Here is a 25545-nt window from a genome sequence, read left to right as displayed (position 1 = left end):
GGATGGGTCTCCTTCGGTAATATAGTCCGTAGCTCCAGGCTATATATTCGCTGAGACGGTCCAGTTCCCTGGAGGGCAACTCGAAGACACGGCTCACGAGAGCGGAGGTCTTGGCGGTAAGAAGCCCGCCGCAAAGTTTAGGCCGGGGGAAACAGTCTTTGTCCAGGAGAAGGACCCGCATTCCCCAGCCGCTCAAAAGATAGGCCGCCGTAGAACCCGCCGGGCCCCCTCCTACGATCACCACATCGGCAACCATTAAAAACCTTGAGTCCTTGGTTTTAAGAAAAGATTGTACCCCAAGATATCCCTGAAAAAACCTAAGGGATAAAAAGGATGGTAAGGCGTAGTGTCTTTTTAACTAGAGGATTCTCAATAAATTCTGGCTCCCCGGGCAGGACTCGAACCTGCAACCCTCGGGTTAACAGCCCGATGCTCTGCCGATTGAGCTACCGGGGAACCTAGTTTCTATTTAACTTAAAGGGTTGCTCAAACATGTCAAGAGGAAAAATATATAAACCCTGGTGCCCCCGGGAGGACTCGAACCCCCAACCAACGGCTTAGAAGGCCGCTGCTCTATCCGATTGAGCTACGGGGGCACACTTTTATATTATTTTAACCGTTCTTTGGGGGTAGAAAATACCCCCTGAAACAACCCCTGCCTTTAAAGAAGGACCTTCTCTTCCTCTAGATCTTCGGAAATCTCCTGGATACTGGGAATGACCTCCGGAGCCCGGATGAACTCCCGGATCTTTTCGATCTCCTGGGGAAGATCCGGGTCCGCCTGACAGGTGCTGCACTGTCGCACATGACGATGGATAAATTCCATCATCCGGGCCGGAGCCAGGGCATCCTCCCTAACTTTTAAAAACCATTCCCGGGCCAAAGTTCTAAGCCGTTTGCACTGCATCTTTCCTTAACCCTCTTCTAAATCTTTCGGAGTCTCACCCGTAATCTTCAATCTTAAAATTTGTTCCTTCTCTAAAGCTTATCAAGGAACCCGGCTCGGTTCCTTGACGAAAACCGAAGTAGCCTTTATATAAAGGAGCCGAAAACGAAAATCAAGGGGTGAAGAGGGCATGGCTAGACATAAAAAGATCGAGCGGAAAAGGGAAATCGAACGCCGTCGCCGTCGAAGGGCCAAGCTGGCCAAGCTGCGGGCTAAAGGTCTATTCCCCCGTCCGGAGGGCTATGACCCTCGAGTATATCCTTACGTAGCCTATGCGGTAGCTAAAGGCATAATGAGCCTCGAGGAGGCCCTGGCCCGTCTGGAAAAGGCCAGGCTCCCCGAGGGCCAGGCCTAACCCCGGGCCTTCTCTATCAGCGAAAGCATCTCTCGTACGGCTTCCTTCATTCCCACCATAATGGCCCGGGCTATAATAGCGTGTCCAATACTGAATTCCTCTATTTCCGGGATGGCCGCTACCGGTTCTATGTTTTCGTAAGAAAGGCCGTGTCCGGCATGTACCTCAAACCCCAGGTCCCGGGCCACCCGGGCGGCCTCCTCCAGACGGGAAAGTTCGCGCTCCATCTCTTCCGCTCCCCGGGCCTCGGCGTAATGACCGGTATGCAGCTCCACCACATCGGCCCCGGTCTTGGAGGCCGATTTTAACTCCGCCGGATCCGGATTGATAAAAATACTCACTTTAGGGATTCCGCCTTTCTTTAAACGTTCCACCGTGGCTCGCACCTCCCTGACCCGACCCTTTACCGCCATCCCCCCTTCGGTGGTGACTTCCATGGGACGCTCCGGAACCAGGGTCACCTGATCGGGATTTACCGTAAGGGCAAATTCTATCATCTCCTCGGTGGGGGCCATCTCCAAAATCAATTTGGTCTTTATGATCTCTCTCAGAAGCCGCACATCCCGCTCTTGGATATGACGCCGGTCGCCCCGCAGATGCACCACAATGCCGTGGGCTCCACCCAGTTCCGCCAGTACTGCGGCGTGTATCGGATCCGGGTAATGCACCTTGCGGGCTTCCCGCACCGTAGCCACATGATCCACATTTACCGCAAGTTTAGCCGGCATATATTCCCTCCTTCTTACAAGATTTAAAATGGCCCGTCTTTCGGGCCCTAAGAGCCTCCGCAAGAGTTCTTCCTCCTTCCTGGCCATAAGCCAGGGAGCCCATCGACCTCGTTCGTGTTCGTAACCGAGAAGATGCAAAAGACCGTGAAGGGCCAGCGACAGGAGATAATCCCTCAAAGGCACTCCGTATTCCCGGGCTTCCCGTCGGGCGGTGTCCCGGGAGATAAAGATCTCTCCCAGATAAGTGGGGCTGGCGGGACGCTGACCCTCCCACAAAGAGAAAGAAATGACATTGGTGGGGCCCTCACGGCCCAGATATTCCCGATTAAGAAGGGCGATCTCTTCGTCGGTTACCAGATACAGGTGGACCACCTTGCCCTTAAGTCCCAGAAGCTGCAGGGCCCGGAAAAGGCCCTCCTGAAGGAACTGATGATAGTTCATCGTTCCCACACCTTGCGTGCAAAGATAAGATAGCCGGTATGCGCCACCATGCGATCTTCCGGACGCAGACGCTCGGGATTAAGCTTGTAAAAACGCTGAAGCACCTCCTGAACCTCCAGAGCCACGAAGGGAAGCTCCCCCAGGGCCTGAAGGAGCCGGGAAACCTGATTGGTGGTAGGGACCAGGGCCCCGAGAGGCGCCCCTCCCTTGAGGGCCTTCCAAGCCGTGTCCAGGAGGTCCCAGGGCTCCCGCACGTCCAGAAAGACCGCGTCCGCCTCTTCCTCTTCCTCAAAACCCGGCTCCGCCGCTCCCTTGAAGACCACCCTTTCCTCCAGTCCCACCCTCCTCAGGTTCTCTCTGGCCAGCTGGCGAAAACGATCCTCCTTCTCGTAGGTAATAACCCGTCCCTCCGGCCCCACGGCCCGGGCCAAAGCCATGGTAAGGGCCCCGGAGCCGGTTCCGCATTCCACAATGGTCTTCCCCGGACCCACATCCAGTTTCAGAAGGATAATCCCTATCTCTTTGGGATAGATAATCTGGGTGGCCCGTTTGAGCTTCATCAGGTAATCGTGAATCACCGGTCGCAGGGCATAAAAGGGGGTGCCGTGGACTCCCGTTAACCGGGTTCCATAGGGCTGGCCCACAAGGTCGGCCAGCTTCACATAATCGCGATGCGTATGAAAGGGACGGTCCTCCACCCGCAGGAGATAGGTGTTCCCGTCCCCGGAAAGGAGAAGAATAAGATCCCCTTCCCTGATCCGTTCGGTCATTTAGTCTCCGGCGGAAAGAAAGGTTCGGTAAGCCTTATAAGTCATGTAGAGATCGGCCTTGTGGGCCACCTCGAAGGGAGAATGCATTCCCAGGAGGGGAGGCCCCAGATCCACGATGTCCATTCCGTAAAGGGCCAGATACTTGGCCACCGTACCTCCTCCACCCTCGTCCACCTTGCCCATGGAAGCCGCCTGATAAACCACCCCGGCCTCGGAAAAAACCCTCCTTAGCCAGGCCATGTATTCGGCATGGGCATCGTTGGCCATGTATTTTCCACCGTGGCCGGTGTATTTGGTAAGCACCACTCCGTAGCCCATACGGGCATCGTTCAGCTTTTCGTGTACCTCCAGGTAATGGGGATCCATGCCTGCGGTAACATCTCCGGAGACGGCCCTGGTACGCAGAAAGGTCTCCAGCACCGTATCTCCCTGCGGACTAACTCCCCAGATCTTCAGGTAATCATAGACAAGTTTTTCCAGGAAACGGCTCTTGGCCCCGGTATTTCCGTCAGAACCGATCTCTTCCTTGTCCAGAAAGAGCACCAGAGTGGAATAAACGGGTTCCCGAGTCTCCAGGACAGCCGCCAGTGCCGCAAAAGCGCAGATGCGATCGTCCTGACCGTAGCCTCCGATAAAGGCTCGATCGAGCCCCACCTCCAGGGCCGGCCCGGCCGGAACGGCTTCCAATTCGGCGCTTACAAAATCCTCCTCGGTAAGACCGTATTTCTCATGAAGGAGTTTGAGTACCGAAAGTTTGACCCTTTCCTTGTCCTCCGTACTCCCTACCAGGGGCAGGCCTCCCACCAGAAGATTGAGTTTTTCCCCGGGAATAGCCTCGGAGAGCTTTTTATCCCCCTGCACCTTGCGGGAGAGGTGAGGCAGGAGATCGCAGACCGTAAGTACCGGATCCTTGGGATCCTCACCTATAACTATCCGGATCCGGCTTCCATCGGGTTTGACTACCACTCCATGCAGGGCCAGCGGCCTGGCTACCCAGTGATATTTCTTGATCCCGCCGTAATAGTGCGTTTTGAAAAAGGCCAGATCCAGATCCTCATAAAGGGGATGCAACTTAAGATCCAGCCGGGGACTGTCGATATGGGTGGCGATCAAACGCAGGCCATAATAGGGAGGTTTTTTTCCGGCCACAAAAACGGCCAGACTCTTCCCCCTAAAGACCTGGTAGAATCTGGCCGAAGGTCTCTCGGAAAACTCGTGCCTCTTAAGAAGGGCCACCATGGCCTCCACACATTCTCTTTCCGTTTTGGCCACGGAAAGAAATCGCCGATAATCCTCGGCCAAGCGCTCTATGGCCTCCTTTTCCTCTTCCTTAACCTGGTCCCACACCGGCTTCGGGGTATAAGCCAGCTTTTCCTTAAGTTCCTTGAGAGCTTCCTCCCTGGATGCCATAAAAACCCCCTTTTTACCGACTTTGGCCCAAAGTTAGCCTGCAAGAGCCGGTGGGTCAACTCTCCGGTCTTGCCCCGGGCCAAGAATTAAAGGATAAAATATTCCCTGGATCTCAAAGAAGGAGGCCAAAGGATGTTTCGAAAAGTATGCGGTCTGGCTCTGGTCCTCATTCTTCTCTGGCCGGCCCTGGCCCATGCCCAGCACGGAGCCTGGGAGGGATGCACCCTGGAGAGCACCAATTCCTCAGTTTCCCAGAAATCTCCGTCCAATTCGGCAAAGAAACCCGGTAAAGGGGCCATTCCCGGAAAGAAAAGGAAAAACCCCGGCCTTGGCGTTAAAGGGCGTGCTCCTCGATAAAACGCCGCACGGCCTCTACCCGGGCCGGGAGGATGACCACCTTCCGGGGGCGTGTCCCCAGGTCGCGCAACGGCTCGGGTACCGGGGGCTCGAATCCCAGGGCCCGGGCCACCGCCTGAGGAAATTTGGCCGGATGAGCCGTGGCCAAAGAGATGGTGGGCACCTCGGGGTCCGCAAACTCCAGAGCAGCCCTCACCCCCACCGCCGTGTGCGGATCCAGGATATAACCGGTCTCCTGATAAAAGGCCCGAATGGTGGCTAAGGTCTCCTCCTGAGAAACCGAGCGGGAGAGAAAATCTTCCTGCACCCGACGAACCTCCTCCTCGGAAAAGCGAAGTCGGCCCTCCCGGGCGAAACGCTCCATGGCCTGGCGCACCCTGGCCGTGTCTCCGTCCCAGAGATAATAAAGATAACGTTCAAAATTGGAGGCCACCTGAATATCCATGGAGGGGCTGATGGTGGGAACAACCTCCCGCACCGAGTAATCCCCCTTCTCCACAAAGCGGGTGAGGATGTCGTTCTCGTTGGTGGCCAGAATCAGGCGCTCTATCCGGCCGGCAAGCATACGCCGGGCCAGATACCCGGCGAAGATGTCTCCGAAGTTCCCGGTGGGAACGGAAAAGCGCACTCTCTCCTTCCCCTCGGCTTCGGAGACCCGAAAATAGGCCCAGAGGTAATAGACGATCTGGGCCATTACCCGGGCCCAGTTGATGGAATTCACCGCCCCCAAACGGTATCGACGTTTGAATTCCAGATCCGAAAAAAGCCGTTTCACAATGGCCTGGCAATGGTCAAAGGTCCCCTGAATGGCCAGATTAAAGACATTGGGATCCGTTACCGTGGTCATCTGGAGGGCCTGCACCGGGGAGACCCTTCCGTGGGGATGAAGGATAAAGATGGCCATATTCTTTTTCCCCCGGACCCCGTAAATAGCCGCCGAACCGGTATCCCCGGAAGTGGCTCCCAGGATGTTCAGTTTCTCCCCGCTTCTAAGAAGGAGATATTCAAAGAGGTTTCCCAGAAATTGAAGAGCCACATCCTTGAAGGCCAGAGTGGGACCGTGAAAGAGCTCCAAGATCCACAGAGGGCCCTTCCTGACCACCGGGGTAACCTCGGGATGAGTGAAGGTGCGATAGGATCGTTCCACCAGTTGATAAAGGTCCTCCGGGGGGAGATCATCCACAAAAAGGCTGAAGACCCGGAAGGCCAGCTCCGGATAGGAAAGCCGCGCCCAGGAGCGCAGATCCTCCTCGGAGAGAACAGGAATCCGCTCCGGAAGGAAAAGACCCCCGTCCTCGGCCAGTCCAGCCAGGACCGTCTGACAGAAGGGAAGCGGAGTAATACCACCCCGGGTACTCAGGTAACGCATGGTTAAACTTTAAAACGGGAAACGTTTTCGGCAAGCTGGTGGGCCAGGGCCACCAGTTTGCGCATGGCTTCCATATTCTCCTTGATGCCGGAAAGGGCCTTTTGAGCGGCCTGATAGGCCTCCTCGGCCTCCCGGGCAAATTCCTCGGCCCCGGCCTTCTGATCCTCCACCTTTTGAGCGATGTCTCCGATAACCGCAGTCTGTTCCTCCACCGCGCTGGCGATGGCCGAGGCAATCTGATCTATTTCCTGGATAATAGAGGCTATTTCATCCGCGGCCCGAATGGCCTCTTCGCTTCCGGATTGCATGGCTCGAATTCGCTGAGTAATGTCCTCGGTGGCTTCAGCGGTCTGGCGGGCCAGTTCCTTGACTTCGTTGGCCACCACGGCAAAACCCTTGCCAGCCTCCCCGGCCCGGGCGGCCTCGATGGTGGCATTTAAGGCCAGGAACTTGGTCTGTTCGGCAATGCCGGTAATGAGCTGGATCACCCCCTCGATCTCCTGCGAGGCCTCCCCCACCCGGTTCATGATCTCCTGGGCCCGTTGAGCCTTCTCCACTGCCTCCCGGGTCACCATACTCGCCTTGGTGGTGTTCTGACTGATCTCCTGAATGGCTGCGGAAATCTCGTTTATGGATCGAACCTCTTCCTCCACGCTCTCCAGAACCCGGTGGGCCTCCTCCCGCATCCGGGTGGCCCTCTCTCCGGCCTCCTCGGCCTCCCGCGAAGCCTCTTCCAGCCGGCCTCTCACCTCCTCGGACACCCTCTCCAGGTTCTCGGAACCGGAAGCTACATCCCGCAGCAGGGGCCGCAGCGAAACTACCATCTGTTCCAACCGCTGAAGGATCCGGGAGATTTCGTCCCGTCCGGGAATGGAAAAGGAACGCGAAAAATCCCCGTGGGCCAGGTCATCCACCACGGAAAGGATCATCCCTACGCCCCGTGAAAGCCTTACCGCGATAAAGACCAGCATCAGAAAAGCCGCCACGATCAAAATCAGGGTGGTAATGAACACCGCCTTTTTACTCAATTCCAGGGCCGAATAGGCCTCCTCTTTGGCCCGGGCTTCCCGCACTTGAACAAATTCCGCATTGAGCTTGCGCAGGAGCGCAAAAAGTCGTTTGGAGGTGGGATTAATGTCTTCATTATAAGTCCTCACTATATCCTCGTAATCGGCCTCCTCAGCAAAAAGCTTTTGCACTTTGGCTGCGGAAAGGTGTAAACGACGATCGGTCTCTAAAATCTTACTTACCAGAGCGGCCTCCTCCGGGGATTCCGGATGGTATTCGGCCAGAAACCTCTCCAACGGACAGCGAGAGGGATCGGTCTCCACCCGGGGAGCACTTTCGTTCAGAAGACCGGTAAGGAAATTAACCTTCCAGCGAATATGATAGGCCAGAAAATCCTTAACCTTTCGGGTGACCTCGGTGGCTCTTTGAGCCCTTTCATAATCCTTAAAGGCTTGCTTCTGTAGATACCAGAGAACCGCCAGATTAAACAAACTCAAAAGCACTATTCCCGCAAGGACCACGGCCAACTTCTGCCACATCTTCAGAGAGCGATCCACCCTTTCCGTAAGTCCCATTCACGACCTCCTGTGGTAAAATTTGGAATTATAAAAAGTTATTTTACCGATCATCTAGAGTTTAGATCAAGGGGGAAGGAAATAAATGCCTAAAATCCTCTATTTCCCGGTGGAGGATCGGGAAATTTTTGAAGCCCTGAGTCCTGGAGAGTTGATCTTGATCCGGGGCAGGCTGCTGGGGGCCCGGGATGCCACCCATCGACGGATGCTGGAACTTCTGGACCAGGGAAGGGACCTTCCCGTTCCCCTGGAGGGAGAGTGTCTTTATTACGTGGGGCCGAGTCCGGCCCCCCCGGGAAAGATGATCGGGGCTGCCGGCCCTACCACCGCCTATCGCATGGATCCCTATACTCCCCGTTTACTGGAGCTGGGTCTGGCTGCCACCATGGGCAAGGGGCCACGGGGGCCGGAGGTACGGGAAGCCATAAAACGACACCGGGCCCTCTACCTGGCCACCTTCGGAGGGGCCGGAGCTTATCTGGCCCGCCGGATCACTTCGGTACGGGTGCTGGCTTTCGAGGACCTGGGCCCCGAAGCCCTGCTGGAACTGGAGGTGGAAAACTTTCCTGCGGTGGTCATCAATACCCCCTCCGGCGAGGATTATTACCAGGAGGTGCTCCGGCGTGCCGGTAGCCTGGGGTGAAATTCGCCATTATCGCACCTGGCTGCGCCCCGGCCAGGGACTTCGGGCCTTCCGGGTGGTGTATCGGGAAACCGACCTGGCCCTCCTGGCCGAAAGGGATCTTTCCATGGAGGTGCTCCATCTCATCCAGGAGATCCGGCGACCACTGGAAAGATACATCCAGGATCATCCGGAATTCCTCAAGGCCCTGAAACCCCTCTCCGAAGACCCCAGCGCCCCGCCCCTGGTCCGAAAGATGATGACCGCGGCACGCCTGGCCCGGGTGGGTCCCATGGCTGCGGTGGCCGGAGCCATTGCCGAAGAGGTGGGACATCGGCTTCTCGCCCGGGGATTAACCTCTCAGGTGGTGGTGGAAAACGGAGGAGACATCTTCCTGGCCCTTGAGCGTTCGGCCACCGTGGCCCTCTACGCCGGGGAATCCCCCCTTTCCGGACGGGTGGGTTTGCGCATAGCCCGGGAATTCATGCCCTGCGGGGTATGCACCTCCTCCGGACGGGTAGGACACAGCCTCTCCTTGGGCCGCGCCGAAGCGGTTTGCGTCATCGCCCGCGACACCGCTCTGGCCGACGCTGCAGCCACCGCTCTGGCCAATCTGGTAAAGGGGCGCAAGTCCCTGCCCCGGGTGCTGGAGGCCGCAGAGGATATCCCCGGAATCCTGGGGGTGGTGGCAGTGGTAGAGGATCGACTGGGCGCCAGAGGGAAAGCGGTGGAACTGGTATCCCTATGAACGGAGCCTATCAGGTAACCCTGATCGGGATAGGGATCAACTTTTTTCTGGCTGCTCTCAAAATCGCTGCCGGATGGTGGGGACACAGCCAGGCTGTGTTCGCCGATGGTATCCACAGTCTTTCGGATCTGGCCACGGATTTCCTCACCCTGTTCGGTATCCGTTACGGAAGCGCACCCCCCGACGCCTGCCATCCTTACGGCCATCGACGCATCGAAACCCTCATCGCCGTAATCATCGGCGTGATCCTGGGGGCCGGAGCCCTGGCCCTTACCGGCAAGGCCCTCTATTCCCTGGTTACCTGTTCTCAGGGGAAACTTCTCCCGGCCTGGGTCCTCCTTCCCCCTACCCTCTCCCTCTTTCTCAAGGAGGCCCTCTACCGGGTAACCCTGAAGGTAGGACAACGTCTGGGTTCCCCGGCGGTAATAGCCAATGCCCTTCACCACCGTTCGGATGCCTTAAGCTCCATCCCGGCCATAGCCGGACCGGCCCTGGCCGCCTGGCGACCGGATCTGACCTTCTTCGACCCCCTGGCCTCGGTGGCCGTCTCCTTCTTCATCCTTAAGGCCGCCTGGGAAATCATTCATCCCGGGGTGGTGGAACTCTGCGACGGGGTGAGCGTCGGGGAAACCGAAACCATCCGTAAAGAAGTCCTGGGGGTTCCGGGGGTTAAAGGCACCCACCGTATCCGCACCCGCAAGCACGCCGGACATACCCTGGTGGATCTACATATCCAGGTGGACCCGGAACTTTCGGTGCGGGAAGGACACGCTATTTCCGAAAGGGTCAAAAGAACCCTTCTCCATCACCACCCCCGGATCATCGATGTGGTGGTGCATCTGGAACCCTTTGAGGAGATTAACCCGGAGGCCAGCTCATCTCCCGACCGGCCAGAAGGTGCAGATGAAGGTGAAACACGGTCTGACCGGCCAGCGAACCGGAATTAAGAACCAGGCGATACCCCCGGGTGGGATCCTGGGAGGGGGAATGCCCTAGATCCTCGGCAATCTTGCGGGCCACCCAGAAAAGATGCCCGATAAGCTCCCGGTCTTCCTCCTCCATCTCATGGATCCCGGCCAGATGTTTCTTGGGAATGATGAGGATATGTATGGGAGCCACCGGGTTGATATCATGAAAGGCATAGGCCAGTTCATCCTCGTAAACCTTGCGGGAGGGAATTTCTCCCCTCAGGATCTTACAGAAGATACAATCCCCCATCTGCTCCTCCCCGTGGTCTTTTGTTCTTTTATAGAAAATTTTCCGCCTTGCCTCAAGGCCTCAAGAGACCTATTTTAAAGTTATGCGGGAGGCCCTTCTCTACGAGCGGCTGGAAGGACGGGAGGTGCGGTGCCATCTATGTAACCATCGCTGCCGCATTCCCCCGGGAAAGACCGGTCTGTGCGGGGTGCGCAAAAACGAGGAGGGGGTTCTTTATTCCCTGGTCTATGGCCAGATTATCGCCCGACATGTGGACCCCATAGAAAAAAAACCCCTCTTTCACTTCCTGCCCGGGAGTTTGAGTTATTCCATAGCCACGGTGGGCTGTAACTTTCAGTGTGATTTCTGTCAGAACTTCGAGATCTCGCAATTTCCCCGCCATTACGGTTATGTGACCGGAGAAAGAATTTCTCCGGAGGAGGTGGTGGCCGAGGCCCTGCGCTCGGGTTCCCGGTCCATCTCCTATACCTATACCGAACCCACGGTCTATTTCGAGTTCGCTCTGGATTGTGCCCGACTGGCCGATGAGAAGGGGCTCAAAAACGTTTTTGTTTCCAACGGTTATATGACCCCGGAAGCCCTGGACACCCTGCATCCCCATCTTCATGCCGCCAATATCGATCTTAAGGCCTTTCGGGAAGAATTCTACGCCCGACACTGTAAGGCCCGGCTGAAACCGGTCCTTGAAACCCTTAAATATCTCAAGCGTCTGGGGGTATGGCTGGAGGTAACCACCCTTATCATTCCCGGAGAAAACGACGATCCCGGAGAGTTGCGAGAGATCGCTGCCTTCATTCGGGACGAACTGGGGCCCGAAACCCCCTGGCACGTAACCCGCTTTTACCCCACCTATCGTCTCCTTACCCGTCCTCCCACCCCGGTAGAGATCCTCCAGCGAGCCTATAGCCTGGGGCGTGAGGCCGGGTTGAAGTACGTCTATACCGGTAACATTCCCGGAGACAAAGGGGAAAACACCTATTGCTGGTCCTGCGGACGCCTGCTCATTGAACGTTACGGTTTCCGGATCCTGAAAAACGAAATCACCCCTGAAGGGCGTTGTCCGGAGTGCGGGGCGGTCATTGATGGTCTCTGGGAATGAAAAGATAATCCTTCTCGACCATGGAAGCGGGGGCCGGGCCACCCACCGTCTGTTGCGGGAGATAATCCTTCCGGCCTTCGGGCAGGAAGATTATTTGCTCGACGCGGCCCTTCTGGAATTAAACGCCTCCTCCCTGGCCTTTACCACCGATGGCTTCGTGGTGGATCCCATCTTTTTTCCCGGCGGAAACATCGGCTCTCTGGCCGTACACGGCACGGTGAACGATCTGGCCATGGCCGGGGCCGAGCCCCTCTATCTTTCCTGTGGTCTCATCCTGGAGGAAGGCCTCCCGGTGGACGATTTGCGGAGGGTGGTAGAATCCATGGCCGAAGCCGCCCGGGAGATCGGCGTGCGCATCGTCTGTGGCGACACCAAGGTGGTGCCCCGGGGGAAGGCCGACCGGATCTTTATACACACCACCGGGATCGGAAAAATAGTCCTGGAGCCACCTCCGCATCCCTCCCGCATTCGTCCCGGGGACGAAATCCTGGTCTCCGGGCCGGTTGGGGAACATGGCCTGGCGGTGCTGGCGGCCCGGGAAAATATCCCCCTGCGGGGGCTGAGCAGTGATTCGGCTCCGGTCTGGCCCCTGGTGCAGGCCCTGATCCAGGCCCTGGGCACGGAGATCCACGCCCTGCGCGATCCTACCCGGGGAGGACTGGCTACCACCCTCAACGAACTGGCCCAAGAATCCGGGACCGAAATGGAGATCCGGGAAAAAGACCTCCCCCTGCGGCCCGAGGTCCGTGGCGGATGCGAAATCCTGGGGCTGGATCCCCTCTATCTGGCCTGTGAAGGACGATTTGTGGCTATCGTGGCCCCGGGGGCCGGAACCCGGGCCCTGGAGATTCTGCGCAAACTCCCCGGAGGGAAGCAGGCCTCCCTCATCGGAAAAGTCCTCAGTTATTCGGAAAATCCCCGGGTAATTCTGCACACCTCCATCGGAGGGGAACGCATCCTCCCGGTCCTCACCGGAGAACCCCTCCCCAGGATCTGTTGAAACTTGAATATTCCTCTCCCAAGCGTTTAAATTAGGCTGATTTTCTGCAGGAGGGCGAAAATGGAAAGGCTTTCCCCGGAAGAGGCCCTGGCATACCTGAAGCGAGGAACCGTGGACATCGTGGAGGAAGAGGAACTCCTGGCCAAACTTAAACGGTCCGCGGAGACCGGAATCCCTCTGCGGGTCAAGGCCGGTTTTGATCCCACCGCTCCGGACCTCCATCTGGGTCACACGGTGCTCCTGCGCAAGATGCGCCATTTTCAGGACCTGGGCCACGAGGTCTATTTCCTCATCGGAGATTTCACGGCCATGATCGGAGACCCCTCCGGACGCTCGGAAACACGTCCCCCGCTCACCCGGGAACAGGTCCTGGAGAATGCCCGCACCTACGCGGATCAGGTCTTCAAGATCCTGGATCCGCAAAAGACCCGGGTGGTCTTTAACAGTCACTGGATGAAGGAACTGAGCGCCGAAGACTTCATTCGTCTCTGTGCCAAATATACCGTGGCCCGAATGCTCGAACGCGAGGACTTCAAGAAACGTTTCGAGTCCGGGCGAGCCATCTATATCCATGAACTCATCTATCCCCTGATCCAGGCCTACGACTCCGTAGCCCTCAAGGCCGACGTGGAACTGGGGGGAACGGATCAGCTCTTCAACCTCCTGGTGGGGCGCGAAATCCAGAGGGAATACGGTCAGGAACCCCAGGTTATCCTCACCGTTCCCATCCTGGAAGGCCTGGACGGGGTTCAAAAGATGTCCAAAAGCCTGGGTAATTATGTGGGCATCACCGAACCTCCGGGAGAGATGTTCGGAAAACTCATGTCCATCTCCGACGATCTCATGTGGCGTTATTATGAACTCTTAACCGATCTTCCCCTGGCGGAGATAGAGTCCCTTAAAAGGGCGGTGGCCGAGGGAAGGGAACATCCCAAGGAGGTCAAAAAACGTCTGGCCCTGCTCATCGTGTCCCAGTTCCATTCCGAAGCCGCAGCCCGGGAGGCGGCCGAGGAATTCGAACGGGTCTTTTCCCGCCGGGAGATACCCCGGGAGGTGCCGGAGATCCGTACCGGCTCCGGAAAGATCTGGCTTCCCGGACTTCTCAAGGAAGCCGGACTGGTCAAGAGCACCTCCGAAGGTAAACGGCTCGTGGCTCAGGGAGCGGTCAGGTTTGTGGAGGGAGGGACCATCCGGGAGGAAAATCTGGATCTTTCCCCCGGGGAATACTATCTGCGCATCGGCAAGAAACGCTTTCTCAAACTCCTCATCACCTCATGAGCGCCGGACCGGGCGAGATCATCCTCGCCCCCATGGCCGGATTCACCCATTCTCCCTTCCGGAGGCTGGCCCGGCGCCTGGGGGCCGATCGAACCTGGACCGAACTCATCAGCGCGGACATGATCCTTCGCCAGGGAGTGGAAGACCCCCTTCTCCATTTCACCCCGGAGGAACGCCCCCTGGTGGTGCAGCTCTTCGGAAACGACCCGGAAACCCTCTATCTGGCAGCCTGCACGGTGGCGGAGAAACTGCGTCCGGACGGTCTGGATCTCAATCTGGGCTGCTCGGTAAGGAAGATCGTCTCCCGGGGAGCCGGGGCCGGGCTCCTGCGTCATCCCGAGCGTCTCCGATCCTGCATCCGCGCCCTGGTCCTGGCCGCCCGAAGTTATGGTCTTCCCGCCTCGGCCAAGATCCGCCTCGGCTGGGATCAGGATCGCCTGGAAGAAATCGCCACCCTCTTGGTCACCGAAGGGGTCTCCACCATCGTGGTGCACCCCCGTCTGGGGGTGGAAGGGTTCTCCGGCCGGGCTCGCTGGAACCGCATCCGGGATCTCCAGAACCTGGTCGGGGATAAGGTGCTGGTGGTGGGAAACGGAGACATTTCCCGCTGGGAGGACATCGACAGGATGAAGGAGGAGACCGGGTGTGCGGCGGTAATGATCGGCCGGGCAGCCCTCAAAAATCCTTGGATCTTCGAAGAATATCGCAGAAAAAGAAGCATCCTTCGGGGAGCGAGGGAAAGGGCCTCCCTGGCCCTCGACCTCCTTGAGGAAATGGCCCGGTTCTTCCGTCCCGAAACCGCGGCCAAGAAGATCAAGGCCTTCCTGGCCCAGCTTTTCAAAGGGATTCCCTACAAAAAGGACTTCCTCCCTCCCCTTCTCACCGCTCCGGATTATCGGACCCTCTGCCTTCTCCTCCAGGACCTGGCCGGTTGCCCCCCGCGGGACTAGAATGGGGGAGGGGGAAACCCGAATCCAGCTCACCAGGAGGTATTCATCATGAAAGCCTTAAGAGCCCAGCGAATCCTTATGGGATTGATCCTTCTTGCCGGGTTGTTGCTCTACCGGTCCGGCCACGGATGGGGGGAGTATATCATCTGGTTCGTGGCCCTCATGAGCATCTTTTCGGCCATCATCAACTTCTGTCCCTCGGAGTGGTTCTTCCGCAAGATCTTTAAGGAATAGAAGAAGGGCCGGGAATCATCCCGGCCCCTTTTAGCCTCTAGAAGGGAAGTTCCAGCTCGGCCTTCTTCTCCGCAGCCAGGGCCTTCCTCTCTTCGGCTTTCATATCGTAATAGACCCGACCCGTACCCGCAGGGATCAGGCGCCCGATGATCACGTTTTCCTTCAGTCCGCGCAGGTAATCCACCTTACCGGCCAGGGCGGCATCGGTGAGCACCCGGGTGGTCTCCTGGAAGGAGGCCGCGGACAGCCAGCTCTCGGTATTGAGCGCGGCCTTGGTGATTCCCAGCACCACCGGCTCGGCCACCGCCGGACGCCCTCCTTCCCTCAGCACCCTCTCGTTCTCCTCCTCAAACACCGCCCGGTCCACCAACTCTCCGATCATAAACCGCGTATCCCCGGCTTCCTTAATCTTCACCTTCTTGAGCATCTGCCGCACGATGACCTCAAAATGCTTGTCGTTGATCCGCACCCCCTGAAGCCGATAGACCTCCTGGATCTCCTCCACCAGGAACTTGGCCAGCTCCTTGACCCCTTTCACCCGCAGGATGTCGTGAGGATTGGGAGACCCCTCGATCAGAGGATCTCCGGCCCGGACATAGTCTCCCTGCTGCACCGCCAGGTATTTGCCCTTGGGCACCAGATATTCCTTGGGTTCGCCGATTTCGGGCCTCACGATGATCTTGCGCTTGCCCTTGAGCTCCTTGTCGAAGATAACCTCTCCCTCGATCTCGCTGATGACTGCGTAATCCTTGGGTTTGCGAGCCTCAAAGAGTTCGGCCACCCGGGGAAGACCTCCGGTAATGTCCTTGGTCTTCACCGTCTCCCGGGGGATCTTGGCGATAATATCTCCGGCCTCTACATAGTCGCCCTCCTGGACGGTAAGGATGGCCCCCACCGGAAGAAGATACCGGGCCTCGCCCTTACCGGAGGGAAGTTTCTTGGTCCGACCACGCTCGTCCTTGATGGAAATACGAGGCCGATAATCCGTAAGCTTGTACTCCCGCACGATGATGCTCACCCTTCCGGTAATGGGATCCGTGCGTTCGTCCACCGTGACTCCGTCGATGATGTCCCCGAATTTCACCTTACCGGAGACTTCGGTAATGATGGGGTTGGTAAAGGGATCCCATTCCACCAGGAGATCCCCGGGCTTGACCTCGTCTCCCTCCTTTACCCGGATCTTGGCCCCGTAAACCACAGGATAACGCTCCTTTTCGCGTCCATCCGGAGCCACCACCGCGATCTCTCCCTGACGGTTCAGGGCCACCAGGGAACCGTCCCGGGCCTGCACCGTGCGCAGATTAATAAACTTGACCCGCCCCTGGGTCTGGGCCCGGTGTTCGCTCTGCTCCACCGCCCGGCTGGCCGTACCCCCGATGTGGAAGGTCCGCATGGTGAGCTGGGTCCCGGGTTCCCCGATGGACTGGGCGGCGATAATTCCCACGGCCTCACCCAGTTCCACCATCCGCCCGGTGGCCAGGTCCCGGCCGTAACACTTGGCGCAGACCCCGTAACGACTCTGACAGGTAAGCACCGACCGGATAGCCACCTTCTCGATCCCGGCTTCCCGCAACTTTTTCACCGCCTTCTCGTCGATCTCCTCGTTGGCCCGTACCAGGACCTCTCCGGTCACCGGATCCACGATGTCCTCGAGAGCCACCCGTCCCAGCACCCGGTCCCACACCGGTTCCATGATCTCTCCGGCTTCGATAAGGTGCCCCACTTCGATGCCATCGATGGTGCCGCAGTCCTCCTCCACCACGGTGCAATCCTGGGCCACATCCACCAGACGCCGGGTGAGATAACCCGCATTGGCGGTCTTGAGAGCGGTATCCGCCAGCCCCTTCCGGGCCCCGTGGGTGGAAACGAAGTATTCCAGCACCGAAAGCCCTTCCCGGAAATTACTCTTAATCGGGGTCTCGATGATCTCCCCGGAGGGTTTGGCCATGAGTCCCCGCATACCCGCCAGCTGACGAATCTGATCCACCGAACCCCGGGCCCCGGAATAGGCCATGATGTAAACCGGGTTCATGCTCGGGCCGATCACCTTCTCCCCGTTGGGCCCGATATACTCCGCGGTCTCCATCTCCTTGATCATTTCCTTGGTCACCTGGTCCGTGGCCGTGGACCAGATATCCACCGTCTTGTTGTATCGTTCTCCGTCGGTGATCAAGCCGTCCCGGTACTGCTGCATGATCTCCTGCACCTTCTTTTCCGCCTCGGCCAGGATCTCCGACTTCTTCTTGGGAATCACCAGATAATCCACACAGATGGAAAGGCCGGCCTCGGTGGCCATCTGATAACCCATATCCTTCATCCGGTCGGCAAAAATAACCGTCTTCTTGGCTCCGGCTCGCCGATAGGAAAGATCAATCAAACGCTGAAGCTCCTTCTTCCTCAGGGGCTGATTGTATTCCTCAAAGGCTATCTCCTCCGGCACAATGGTCCGAAAGATGAGACGCCCCGGGGTGGTCTCCACCAGTTTTCCGTCCATTCGAACCTTGATCCGGGCCTGAAGGTCTATGGCTCCCTCCTGATAGGCCAGGATGGCCTCCTCGGGGTCCTTGAATACCCTTCCCTCTCCCCGGGCAAAGGGACGATCCAGGGTCATATAGAAAATCCCCAGCACCATGTCCTGCGTGGGATAGACCACCGGGACCCCGCTGGCCGGAAGCAGGATATTGTTGGTGGAAAGGAGGAGCACCCGACATTCGGTCTGGGCCTCCACCGAAAGCGGCACATGCACCGCCATCTGGTCTCCGTCGAAGTCGGCGTTATAGGCCACGCAGACCAGGGGATGCAGCTGGATGGCCTTGCTGTCTATCAGGACCGGCTCAAAGGCCTGGATCCCCAGCCGGTGCAGGGTGGGAGCCCGGTTGAGCATGATGGGAAATTCCTTGACGATCTCCTCCAGGGCGTCCCATACCAGAGGGTCCTCCTCTTCCACCAGGCGTTTGGCGGTCTTGATGGTGGTGGCGTAGCCGTGTTTCTCCAGCCAGTGATAGATGAAGGGCTTGAAAAGCTCCAAGGCCATCTTCTTGGGCAGACCACACTGGTGCATCCTCAGTTCCGGCCCGGCCACGATCACCGAACGTCCGGAAAAATCCACCCGTTTCCCCAGGAGATTCTGTCGGAAACGCCCCTGTTTGCCCCGGAGCATATCCGAAAGACTCTTGAGCGGTCTGCGATTGGGACCGGTTACCGGACGCCCGCGCCGACCGTTGTCGAAAAGGGTATCCACCGCCTCCTGCAGCATACGCATCTCGTTGCGGACGATCACCTCCGGAGCATCCAGCTCCATGAGCCTCCGCAGACGATTGTTCCGATTGATCACCCGCCGATAAAGATCATTGAGGTCCGAGGTGGCAAAACGTCCCCCCTCCAGCGGCACCAGTGGACGAAGTTCCGGAGGAATAACCGGCACCACCTCCAGGATCATCCATTCCGGACGGTTCCCGGAGGTCCGAAGGGCATCCACCACCTTGAGCCGTTTGCCCAGCTTCTTCCTCCGGGCCTCGCTCGAGGTCTTCTCCATCTCCGCCCGGATCTCCTCGGCCAGCCGATCCAGATCCAGATTACGCAGGATCTCACGTACCGCCTCCGCTCCCATCCCCACCCGGAACTTGTCTCCGTATTTCTGCCGGAAGGCGTAAACCTGCTCCTCGGAAAGGACCTTACCCTGCGGTACCTCCGGCACCTCGCTTTCGATTACGATGTATTTCTCGAAGTAAAGCACCGATTCCAGCTCTTTGAGCGTAAGATCCAGGAGGGAACCGATCTTGCTGGGCACGCTGCGCAGGAACCAGATATGAGCCACCGGGGCCGCCAGCTCGATATGCCCCATGCGTTCCCGACGCACTTTGCTCTGAATGACCTCCACCCCGCACTTCTCACAGATCACCCCCCGGTGTTTGGCCCGCTTGTACTTGCCGCACAGACACTCGTAATCCTTGATGGGACCGAAGATCTTGGCACAGAAAAGACCGTCCCGCTCGGGCTTGAGCGTGCGGTAATTTATGGTCTCGGGCTTCTTGACCTCGCCGTGACTCCACTCCCGGATCTTCTCCGGCGAAGCCAGCCCCAGACGAATAGCCCTTATATCCATGGGATCCTTGGATTTGGTGAAATAGGAAAAAAGCTCCTCCATACGGTTACACCTCCCGTGAGGCTTTTATTCTTCAATAACCTCTACATCCAAACAAAGGCCCTGCAATTCCTTGACCAGGACCTTGAAACTCTCCGGAAGCCCGGGTTCCAGGAAGTTCTCTCCCTTCACGATCTTCTCGTACATCCGGGTCCGCCCGGTCACATCGTCGCTTTTTACGGTGAGAAATTCCTGAAGGGCATAGGCCGCTCCGTAGGCCTCCATGGCCCAGACCTCCATCTCTCCCAGACGCTGCCCACCGAACTGGGCCTTACCTCCCAGCGGCTGCTGGGTGATCAGGGAGTAAGGTCCGGTAGCCCGGGCATGGATCTTGTCGTCCACCAGATGGTGAAGCTTAAGCATGTACATATACCCTACGGTAACCGGCTCCCGAAAGGGTTCCCCGGTAAGACCGTTATAAAGCACCGTCTGACCGGTCTCCGAGAGTCCGGCCTCCTTGAGCCAGGCCTTGATCTCGGGCTCCTTGGCCCCGTCAAACACCGGGGTGGCCACCGGGATCCCATCGGCAAAGGCCCGGGCCATATCCAGGATCTCCTGGTCGCTCTTCCCCTCGGTGAGACGCTGGTATTCCTCCTCACTGAAGAGCCGTTTCAGGAGATCCTTCACCGCCTGCACCTGATGCTCCTGGGCCAGACGGGCCAGCTTCTTACCCAATTCCTTACAGGCCCACCCCAGATGGGTCTCCAGGATCTGCCCGATGTTCATCCGCGAGGGCACTCCCAGCGGAGAGAGCACCATATCCACCGGGGTCCCGTCCGGCAAATAGGGCATATCCTCGATGGGGACCACCTTGGAAACCACGCCCTTGTTTCCATGCCGACCGGCCATCTTGTCCCCGGGCTGAAGCTTGCGCTTCATGGCCACATAGACCTTCACCACCTTGAGCACCCCCGGGGGCAGTTCGTCTCCCTTGGTCACCCGTTTGATCCGGCGATCGAATTCGTGAATGATTTCGGCCTTTTTGACCTCAAAGGACTTGAGGATCTCATCCACCTGCTTTTTCAAATTCTTGGGAGCGATCTCTCTCAACTGGGAAAGCGGCACCCTGGAGAGCACCTCCGCGGTGATCTCACCTCCCCGGGGGACTATCTCCTTTCCTTCCTCGTCGATGTAGGCCGCAGCCGCCTTCTGACCCACCAGGAGCTCCTCTAGGGCCTTCATGGTGCTGCGCCGGAGGATCTCTAGGTAGTCCGCCCGATCCTTTTCCAGGCGGGCGATCTTCTCCGCCTCCTTGGCCAGGGCCCGCTCGTCCTTTTCCACTCCCCGCCGGGTAAACACCTTGGTATCGATCACGATCCCCTCAATGCCCGCCGGCACCCGAAGAGAGGTATCCTTCACATCGCTGGCCTTTTCCCCGAAGATGGCTCGAAGCAGTTTCTCCTCCGGGGTAAGCTGTACCTCCCCCTTGGGAGTAACCTTCCCCACCAGGATATCCCCGGGACGCACGTAAGCCCCGATCCGCACAATGCCGCTCTCATCCAGATTGGAAAGAGCCTCCTCGCTTACATTGGGGATATCGCGGGTGATCTCCTCCCGTCCGAGCTTGGTCTCCCGGGCCACACATTCGAATTCCTCAATATGGATGGAGGTATAGACATCGTCCCGCACCAGACGCTCGGAGATCACGATGGAGTCCTCGAAGTTGTAGCCCCGCCAGGGCATGAAGGCCACCAGAATGTTCTTGCCCAGGGCCAGCTCCCCACCGTCGGTGGAAGGCCCGTCAGCCAGCACCTCGCCCTTCTTCACCCTCTGGCCGGGACGCACCCGGGGCTTCTGATTGAAGGTAGTATTCTGGTTGGAGCGTCTCCATTTCATCAGGTTGTAGATCTTCACCTCAGGAGCCCCTCCGTTCTGCCCTTCATAGCGCACCACGATCCGGGTGGCATCCACGTCCTCCACCACCCCGTCGCCCTCGGCCAGGATAACCACCCCGGAATCCCGGGCCGCTACCTTCTCCATCCCCGAACCCACCAGGGGAGCCTCGGTACGAATGAGAGGAACGGCCTGACGTTGCATGTTCGAACCCATAAGGGCCCGGTTGGCGTCGTCGTGTTCCAGGAAGGGAATCAGGGAGGAGGACACACTCACCACCTGGGCCGGAACCAGATCCACCAGATCCACCTCCTCCCGGCGCACCATCACAAACTCGCCTCCCCTCCGGGCCGGTACCACCTCGTCCAGGATGCGCCCCTCCTGATCTATGTTGATGGTGGACTGAGCGATGACCAGATCCTTTTCCTCGGCGGCATTGAGATAGATGACCTGATTGGTAACCCGCCCGTTTTTTACCAGCCGATAGGGAGTTTCCAGGAATCCGTAAGGATTGGTGCGGGCATAGGTAGCCATGGACACAATCAGACCGATATTCGGCCCCTCCGGGGTCTCGATGGGGCAGATCCGCCCGTAATGGGAGGGATGCACGTCCCGCACCTCAAAACCGGCCCGCTCCCGGGTAAGCCCTCCGGGGCCCAGGGCCGAGAGACGACGTTTGTGCGTGATCATGGAGAGGGGATTGGTCTGGTCCATGAACTGGGAGAGCTGCCCCTGGGCAAAGAACTCCCGCAGGGCCGCCGAGACCGGCTTGGGATTGACCAGGTCGTTGGGCATCAGGGCCTCTACGTCCTGAAGGGTCATCCGTTCCTTGACCACCCGTTCCATCCGCACCAGCCCCACCCGATACTGGTTTTCCGCCAGTTCCCCCACGGCTCGCACCCGCCGGTTCCCCAGGTGGTCGATATCGTCCCCCTCGGCCCCCTCTTCCTTAAGACGGATAAGCTCCTTCAGGATGGCCAGTACATCCTCCTTGGTAAGGGTGGTCTGCGTAATGGGGATATCCAGCCCCAGACGCAGATTGATCTTATAGCGACCCACCTCAGAAAGATTGTAGGTGGCCGGATCGAAGAAAAGGGAACGAAAATAGGGCTCCGCCACCTCCAGGGTGGCCGGACTGGAAGGCCGCATCTTCTTGTAAATCTCTATCAGGGCTTCTTCCCGGGTCTTGGCCTTGTCCAGCTTCAGGGTGTCGCGCAGGGCCCGGGTGTATTTGTGGACATCGATATAAAGGCATTCCACCTCCCGCACCCCGGCCTCGCGCAAACGGGCCAGTTTCTCCTTGGTAATCTCCTGGTTACATTCCAGGATCACCTCTCCGGTCTCCGGATCCACCACATCCCGGGCCGAAACCCGCCCCAGAAACTCTTTTTCCGTAACCGGAATGGTCTTGATCCCGGCCTCAAGGATCCTCTTCAGGGCCGCCTTGGTTACCTTACGTCCGGCCTTAAGCAGCACCTCTCCGGTCTCCGGATGCACAATATCCACGGACACCTTCTGGGTAAGGAATACCTCGGGGTTGATCTCCTTCTCGATCCGATCCGGATAAAGAATGAACTTCTCGCGGGGATAGAAGTAATTGAGGATCTCCTCCTCGGTCATCCCCATGGCCTTGAGGAAGGTGGTGGCGGTAAAGTTCTTGCGCCGATCGATCCGGGCCAGAAGTCGCCCCCGATGGTCATACTCGAAATCCAGCCAGGAACCCTTGGCCGGAATGACCCGCGCGGTATAGACGATCTTTCCCGCATGAGCCTTACCCTTATCGTGATCAAAGATCACCCCGGCCGAACGCTGGATCTGGCTCACCACCACCCGCTCGGTCCCGTTGATGATGAAACGCCCGTCTTCGGTCATGAGGGGGACCGAGCCGAAAAAGATCTCCTGTTCCTTAATATCCCGAATGCTCTGGGCCCCACTCTCCGGATCCACATCGTAAGTGATCAGCCGCACCCGGAGCTTCATCAGGGCCTCATAAGTAAGCCCCTTTTCCCAGCATTCCTCGGCGCTCAGCTCCGGAGGCAGGATCTCATAGTCCACAAATTCCAGTTCCGCGGTACCCGTATAATCCTTGATGGGAAAGACTTCCTTCAGGGCCGCCTGAATGCCCTTGTTTTTACGGGCCTGGGGAGGTACGTCCTTCTGCAAAAATTCCCGGTAGGAATCCTTCTGAAGCTGGATGAGATAGGGAACCTCTATGGGCGGTTTGACCCGTCCAAAATTTCTCCTTATCCGGGCTGGAATAATGGTGGGAGTTTCCATATCCTGGATCGCCCTCCTTCGCTTTAAATTTCAAACACAATAAGGGCTTTCCCCTTTCCGGGGAAAAGCCCTTATATTTGAACCTGGTTTTGTCCTAATTTTACTTGATTTCTACCTTGGCGCCAACGGCCTCGAGTTTCTTTTTGATCTCTTCGGCCTCCTCCTTGGAGACTCCCTCCTTGACCGGTTTGGGGGCGCTCTCCACCAGTTCCTTGGCCTCCTTGAGCCCCAGACCGGTAATGGCCCGCACCTCTTTGATCACCTGGATCTTCTGACCACCGGCCTCGGTAAGGATCACGTCAAACTCGGTCTTCTCCTCCGCCGGAGCCGCCTCCGCCCCCGGAGCCGCTCCCGGAGCCGCAGCCACCGCCGCCACCGGAGCCGCCGCACTAACCCCGAACTTCTCCTCCAGCTCCTTGATAAACTCCGAAAGCTCCAGCACGCTCATGTTGGCAATAAACTCGATTACCTCTTCCTTAGTTACCGCCATTTCTTCGCCTCCTTACTTGGTAATAATTATGGTGTTATTACTGGCCCTCGGCCTTCTTTTTCTCCTCGATAGCCTTAAGCACATAAAGGAAAGAACGCACCACATTGGCCAGAAGCTGCACCAGCCGGGCAGGGGGAGCCTGGAGCAACCCCAGAAGCTGAGCCAGCAGGATCTCCCGGGGAGGCAGCTTGGCCAGGGCCTCCACTCCTTTGGCCTCCACCGGTTTGCCCTGCAGAGCCCCGCCCCTGATCACCAGAGCCGGATGCTCCTCGGAAAACTCAAGCAGCACCTTGGCCAGCGCCACCGGATCCTGATAGGCCAGCGCAATCCCCGTGGGACCCTCGATAAAATCCTGAATAGGAGCAGCCGGAGTATCCGCGGAAGCGATGCGCAGGAGGGTGTTTTTCACCACCCGATACTCCCCGCCGGCCTCCCGGATCTTGCGCCGCAGTTCGTTGCTCTCGTTGGCCGTAAGCCCCTTAAAAGTGGTCACAAATACGGCCTGAGACTCCTGGAATTTCTCCCGTAAATTCTTTACCAGTTCTTCCTTTTGAGCACGTGTAAGCACCGCCTTCCTCCCTTAGGCTTCCTGAAAATTTCTGACGAAGGTTTACCCTTCGTCTCCGCAGGCCGGCCTTAAACGCCGTTTAAAACCTCACGGTTACCTGCCTTCTTCGACTCAGGGTCACCTCCGAAAAAGGAGGGACACCCGAGACCTTATTCTGCCTGATAATCCTTCACCAGATTACGCACATCCGCCGGGTCTATCTTTATGCCCGGCCCCATGGTGGTGGATAAAGTCACACTCTTGATATACTGCCCCTTGGCCGCCGAGGGCTTGGCCCGCAGAAGGGCGTCAAAAAAGGCCGCCAGATTCTCCAGGATCTTCTTCTCCCCGAAGGAAACCTTTCCCACCGGAGCGTGTACCACTCCACCCCGATCCACCTTAAAATCCACCTTTCCGGCCTTGATCTCCTTCACCGCCCGGGCCACGTCAAAGGTCACCGTCCCGGTCTTGGCGCTGGGCATAAGCCCCCGCGGCCCCAGGATCTTTCCGATCCGTCCCACCAGGGGCATCATATCCGGCGTGGCTACGGCCTTATCGAAATCCAGCCAGCCCTCCTGAATCTTCTTGATCAGATCCTCGGCCCCTACATAATCCGCCCCGGCTGCCTCCGCCTCCTTGGCCTTGTCTCCCTTGGCAAAGACCACCACCCGGGCCGTTTTACCCGTTCCATGCGGAAGCACCACCGAGCCCCTCACCATCTGATCGGCATGGCGCGGATCCACCCCCAACTTGACCGCTACCTCTACCGTCTCGTCGAACTTGGCATAGGCGTTCTCCAGGGCCAGCTTAACCGCTTCCTCAAAAGAATACCTTCTGGTCCGATCTACCTTCTCCAGAGCCGCCCGATATTTTTTGCCTCTCTTGGCCATCTTCCCTCACCTCAATCCACAATCTCTATCCCCATACTCTTGGCCGTCCCTTCAATCATGCGCATGGCCGCCTCCAGGCTGGCCGCATTGAGATCCTTCATCTTAAGCTTGGCTATCTCCTCCACCTGCTTGCGGGTCACCTTCCCCACGATCTCCTTCTTGGTGGCATGCGCCCCCTTCTCCACCCCGGCGGCCTTCTTGAGCAACACCGAGGCCGGAGGGGTCTTCAACTCAAAGGTGAAGGAACGGTCGGCAT

General features: G+C 58.1%; 22 protein-coding genes, 2 tRNA genes and 2 pseudogenes. 10 read left to right on the top strand and 16 right to left on the bottom strand.

Annotated features, from left to right (window positions below; translation table 11 throughout):
* The 4 genes from F8J34_RS08640 to F8J34_RS08625 form a co-directional block, all read right to left on the bottom strand.
* Nucleotides 1-256, bottom strand: a 256-nt coding sequence (locus F8J34_RS08640) for an FAD-dependent oxidoreductase (RefSeq protein ID WP_297058396.1), incomplete at its 3' end; no start/stop codon positions are given.
* A gap of 124 nt (nucleotides 257-380) precedes the next feature.
* Nucleotides 381-456: transfer RNA gene (locus F8J34_RS08635), tRNA-Asn, on the bottom strand.
* A 63-nt stretch (nucleotides 457-519) separates the two neighbouring features.
* A tRNA-Arg gene (locus F8J34_RS08630) sits at nucleotides 520-596 on the bottom strand.
* A gap of 65 nt (nucleotides 597-661) precedes the next feature.
* Nucleotides 662-907 (bottom strand): hypothetical protein, encoded by a 246-nt coding sequence (locus tag F8J34_RS08625; RefSeq protein WP_297058394.1) that lies wholly within the window; start codon nucleotides 905-907, stop codon nucleotides 662-664.
* A 169-nt stretch (nucleotides 908-1076) separates the two neighbouring features.
* Between F8J34_RS08625 and F8J34_RS08620 the strand changes: the two genes are divergently transcribed.
* Nucleotides 1077-1301, top strand: coding sequence for a hypothetical protein (locus tag F8J34_RS08620; RefSeq protein WP_297058391.1), 225 nt, complete (start codon nucleotides 1077-1079; stop codon nucleotides 1299-1301).
* Here F8J34_RS08620 and F8J34_RS08615 read toward each other — a convergent pair.
* From F8J34_RS08615 to F8J34_RS08605, 3 genes are read right to left on the bottom strand one after another with little or no spacing between them, the layout of a single operon-like run.
* Nucleotides 1298-2470, bottom strand: a complete 1173-nt coding sequence (locus F8J34_RS08615) for a pyridoxine 5'-phosphate synthase (RefSeq protein ID WP_297058388.1) — start codon at nucleotides 2468-2470, stop codon at nucleotides 1298-1300. The two genes, F8J34_RS08620 and F8J34_RS08615, sit on opposite strands and share 4 nt — an antisense overlap.
* Nucleotides 2467-3240 (bottom strand): tRNA (adenine-N1)-methyltransferase, encoded by a 774-nt coding sequence (locus F8J34_RS08610; RefSeq protein WP_297058386.1) that lies wholly within the window; start codon nucleotides 3238-3240, stop codon nucleotides 2467-2469. The genes F8J34_RS08615 and F8J34_RS08610 overlap by 4 nt, the downstream gene beginning before the upstream one ends.
* The gene (locus tag F8J34_RS08605) at nucleotides 3241-4650 is read right to left on the bottom strand and encodes an aminopeptidase (RefSeq protein WP_297058383.1); all 1410 of its coding nucleotides are present in this window, start codon (nucleotides 4648-4650) and stop codon (nucleotides 3241-3243) included. It lies immediately after the preceding gene.
* 132 nt (nucleotides 4651-4782) lie between these two features.
* On the opposite strand from F8J34_RS08605, the gene F8J34_RS08600 reads away from it, so the two are divergent.
* Complete coding sequence (locus F8J34_RS08600; protein WP_297058381.1) at nucleotides 4783-5007, top strand: hypothetical protein; 225 nt, start codon at nucleotides 4783-4785, stop codon at nucleotides 5005-5007.
* Here F8J34_RS08600 and thrC read toward each other — a convergent pair.
* Nucleotides 4985-6376: a threonine synthase gene (thrC, locus tag F8J34_RS08595; RefSeq protein WP_297058379.1), complete on the bottom strand. Its 1392-nt coding sequence runs from the start codon at nucleotides 6374-6376 to the stop codon at nucleotides 4985-4987. The genes F8J34_RS08600 and thrC overlap by 23 nt on opposite strands.
* 2 nt (nucleotides 6377-6378) lie before the next feature.
* Nucleotides 6379-7959, bottom strand: a complete 1581-nt coding sequence (locus F8J34_RS08590) for a methyl-accepting chemotaxis protein (protein WP_297058376.1) — start codon at nucleotides 7957-7959, stop codon at nucleotides 6379-6381.
* Between the two features lie 85 nt (nucleotides 7960-8044).
* Between F8J34_RS08590 and F8J34_RS08585 the strand changes: the two genes are divergently transcribed.
* Genes F8J34_RS08585 through F8J34_RS08575 form a run of 3 tightly spaced genes read left to right on the top strand, consistent with a single transcriptional unit; the run spans nucleotide 8045 to nucleotide 10276 of the window.
* The gene (locus F8J34_RS08585; protein ID WP_297058374.1) at nucleotides 8045-8602 is read left to right on the top strand and encodes a FumA C-terminus/TtdB family hydratase beta subunit; all 558 of its coding nucleotides are present in this window, start codon (nucleotides 8045-8047) and stop codon (nucleotides 8600-8602) included.
* Nucleotides 8583-9329, top strand: coding sequence for a UPF0280 family protein (locus F8J34_RS08580; protein WP_297058371.1), 747 nt, complete (start codon nucleotides 8583-8585; stop codon nucleotides 9327-9329). Before F8J34_RS08585 ends, F8J34_RS08580 begins: the two co-directional genes overlap by 20 nt.
* Nucleotides 9326-10276, top strand: coding sequence for a cation diffusion facilitator family transporter (locus F8J34_RS08575; protein ID WP_297058368.1), 951 nt, complete (start codon nucleotides 9326-9328; stop codon nucleotides 10274-10276). The genes F8J34_RS08580 and F8J34_RS08575 overlap by 4 nt, the downstream gene beginning before the upstream one ends.
* On the opposite strand, the gene F8J34_RS08570 is transcribed toward F8J34_RS08575, so the two are convergent.
* Nucleotides 10188-10547, bottom strand: a complete 360-nt coding sequence (locus F8J34_RS08570; RefSeq protein WP_297058365.1) for a histidine triad nucleotide-binding protein — start codon at nucleotides 10545-10547, stop codon at nucleotides 10188-10190. The two genes, F8J34_RS08575 and F8J34_RS08570, sit on opposite strands and share 89 nt — an antisense overlap.
* Before the next feature lie 82 nt (nucleotides 10548-10629).
* Here F8J34_RS08570 and amrS point away from each other — a divergent pair, with 82 nt between their 5' ends.
* Genes amrS through F8J34_RS08545 form a run of 5 tightly spaced genes read left to right on the top strand, consistent with a single transcriptional unit; the run spans nucleotide 10630 to nucleotide 15108 of the window.
* Nucleotides 10630-11646: an AmmeMemoRadiSam system radical SAM enzyme gene (gene amrS, locus F8J34_RS08565; RefSeq protein WP_297058362.1), complete on the top strand. Its 1017-nt coding sequence runs from the start codon at nucleotides 10630-10632 to the stop codon at nucleotides 11644-11646.
* The gene (hypE, locus tag F8J34_RS08560) at nucleotides 11630-12646 is read left to right on the top strand and encodes a hydrogenase expression/formation protein HypE (RefSeq protein WP_297058361.1); all 1017 of its coding nucleotides are present in this window, start codon (nucleotides 11630-11632) and stop codon (nucleotides 12644-12646) included. Before amrS ends, hypE begins: the two co-directional genes overlap by 17 nt.
* 60 nt (nucleotides 12647-12706) lie before the next feature.
* On the top strand, nucleotides 12707-13924 hold the full coding sequence (tyrS, locus tag F8J34_RS08555) for a tyrosine--tRNA ligase (protein ID WP_297058358.1): 1218 nt from the start codon (nucleotides 12707-12709) through the stop codon (nucleotides 13922-13924).
* Nucleotides 13921-14874, top strand: a complete 954-nt coding sequence (locus F8J34_RS08550; protein ID WP_297058355.1) for a tRNA-dihydrouridine synthase family protein — start codon at nucleotides 13921-13923, stop codon at nucleotides 14872-14874. Before tyrS ends, F8J34_RS08550 begins: the two co-directional genes overlap by 4 nt.
* Nucleotides 14875-14922: 48 nt before the next feature.
* Nucleotides 14923-15108 (top strand): YgaP-like transmembrane domain, encoded by a 186-nt coding sequence (locus tag F8J34_RS08545; protein WP_297058351.1) that lies wholly within the window; start codon nucleotides 14923-14925, stop codon nucleotides 15106-15108.
* 118 nt (nucleotides 15109-15226) lie between these two features.
* On the opposite strand, the pseudogene rpoC reads toward F8J34_RS08545, so the two are convergent.
* From rpoC to F8J34_RS08515, 6 genes and pseudogenes are all read right to left on the bottom strand, one after another.
* Nucleotides 15227-19255, bottom strand: a pseudogene (gene rpoC / locus F8J34_RS08540) (DNA-directed RNA polymerase subunit beta'); the annotation flags it as partial.
* 24 nt (nucleotides 19256-19279) lie between these two features.
* A complete protein-coding gene (gene rpoB, locus F8J34_RS08535; RefSeq protein WP_297058346.1) occupies nucleotides 19280-23362 on the bottom strand; it encodes a DNA-directed RNA polymerase subunit beta in 4083 nt (1360 codons plus the stop codon).
* Between the two features lie 100 nt (nucleotides 23363-23462).
* Nucleotides 23463-23852, bottom strand: coding sequence for a 50S ribosomal protein L7/L12 (rplL, locus tag F8J34_RS08530; RefSeq protein ID WP_297058343.1), 390 nt, complete (start codon nucleotides 23850-23852; stop codon nucleotides 23463-23465).
* Between the two features lie 37 nt (nucleotides 23853-23889).
* Entirely contained in the window at nucleotides 23890-24420 is a 531-nt protein-coding gene (gene rplJ, locus F8J34_RS08525; protein ID WP_297058340.1) for a 50S ribosomal protein L10, read from the bottom strand.
* 149 nt (nucleotides 24421-24569) lie between these two features.
* Nucleotides 24570-25289 carry a 50S ribosomal protein L1 gene (rplA, locus tag F8J34_RS08520; RefSeq protein WP_297058338.1) on the bottom strand — a complete coding sequence of 240 codons (720 nt, stop codon included), beginning with the start codon at nucleotides 25287-25289 and terminating at the stop codon, nucleotides 24570-24572.
* 11 nt (nucleotides 25290-25300) lie between these two features.
* Nucleotides 25301-25545: pseudogene (locus tag F8J34_RS08515) on the bottom strand (50S ribosomal protein L11); the annotation flags it as partial.

The sequence above is a fragment of the Thermosulfurimonas sp. genome, assembly GCF_015491435.1.
In the GTDB taxonomy this organism is placed as follows: Bacteria; Desulfobacterota; Thermodesulfobacteria; order Thermodesulfobacteriales; family Thermodesulfobacteriaceae; genus Thermosulfurimonas_A.
Note: the sequence above shows the minus strand (reverse complement) of the source record. Positions and strands in the feature narration are given on the sequence as shown.